Here is a 1,492-nt window from a genome sequence, read left to right as displayed (position 1 = left end):
TTGTTGTGTGGGGGTGTTCATGGTTTTCCGTTCTTGGGGTGGTTGTGTGGTGGGGGTTATGCCGGGGTGAGTTCAGCGGTGAGTTCCGCGAGGAGGGGCCTGGTCGGGTGTTGTGCGGTGTTGTGGGTGTGGCCGGTTGTGAGGGTGTCGGCCCACAGTTCGACTGCGTCGCGGCGGTGGGCGTATAACTCGTCTCCGGTTTGCAGGTGCAGTGAGTCGAGTGCCGCGGTGGCCTGCGCGGTGATTTCCCGGGCGGTTGCGATCAGGGTGTGTGCGGTGTCGGGTTGGTCGAGGGCGATCGAGGCGCCGGCCCGTCTGGTCAGTTCCCATGCGTCGAGTAGTTTGCGGTCGATGTCGACCAGGTGGAAGTTCCGGCCGAGACGAAGCGCGCGTGGGCCTGTCGCTTTGTCGAATACGCCGACTGTGCAGCAGAGATCCCGGGGGTTTTCAAATGTCACGGTCGCGGTGATTGTGTGTTCGTCGTGTCTGTCGGTTCCTGGTGTGCATGAGCCGGAGGCGATCATCGCGTTGTCGGTGTTGTCGTAGACAAACAGGGTCAGGGCTTCGGCTGCTGACTCGGGGTCGAGTACCTCGATTGTGGCTTCGATGGTGCAGTGATTGTCTCGTGTGGTCAGGGTTGCTGTGATTTCAGGTATGTCGTGGCCGCGGAATCGTAGTACCCGGCGGGGGACCGCTGCGATGTCGACGTTCGCGGAAAATGTTGCTGTGGTGGTCTTTCCGTCGGTTGTCGGTGGGCCGAGGTGTGCCGCGGGGTGTGTTGTCACCGGTGTGGGCAGGGTCAGCCGCCAGGCGTCGAGTTCCAGGTCGTCGATAGCGGTGAGCGGGGAGATCAACTCGCGGCAGTCGGATATCTTGGTTGCCGTGGTTGCGGGCAGGGGTGTTTGGTGTGTCGCTGCGTCGATGAGGTCGTCGAGTTTTTCCGGGACGAGTGTGGGTGGGACGTTGTCGGTGAAGGTGCGGATGTGGGTGAGCAGGTCATCGGCGATGTAGGTCAGTGCGCGGGAGGCGTTGGTGGGGCTGCCGAGTGCGTTGTCTGCTGCTGCTTCTTCCAGGATCAGTAGTGTCTCGTCGATGGGGCGGAGGCGGTGTTGTTGTATTGTCTCGATGACCATTCTTCGGGACCATTTGTCCGGGAGGGTGAGTGTTTCGAGAAGTGTCCGGTCGCCGGTGGTGTATTTGCGCCAGGCTCGGGTGGTTCCCGGTGCCAGTTCGGTGTCCAGCAGCTCCGGGGTTGTGTTGTCTGTGATGCTTAGGCGGTGGAGCTTGTCGGGTGTGGCGCAGTCGACGGTGAATGTGATTCCAGGGGTGAGTGTGAACTCGGTTTCGGCGATGGTTGCGGGTCCTCGTGACCAGGTGGTCGAAGACGGTCGGGGCCGGATGATCGGGTGTGGTTGTGCAGCGGTGGTTGACGCTGGTGGGGGAAGGTGCGGGTTGGGCCCGGTGTTCGGACTGTCCATGAACAACTTTCTGA

General features: G+C 61.8%; 1 protein-coding gene. It reads right to left on the bottom strand.

All coding sequences use genetic code 11. The annotated features are described in order from the left end of the window. Positions 1–56: 56 nt before the first annotated feature. The gene (locus JDV75_RS00020) at positions 57–1,478 is read right to left on the bottom strand and encodes a hypothetical protein (RefSeq protein ID WP_198737228.1); all 1,422 of its coding nucleotides are present in this window, start codon (positions 1,476–1,478) and stop codon (positions 57–59) included. Between the last annotated feature and the right edge of the window lie 14 nt (positions 1,479–1,492).

The organism is Corynebacterium meridianum (genome assembly GCF_016342265.1).
GTDB lineage: Bacteria > Actinomycetota > Actinomycetes > Mycobacteriales > Mycobacteriaceae > Corynebacterium > Corynebacterium meridianum.
Note: the sequence above shows the minus strand (reverse complement) of the source record. Positions and strands in the feature narration are given on the sequence as shown.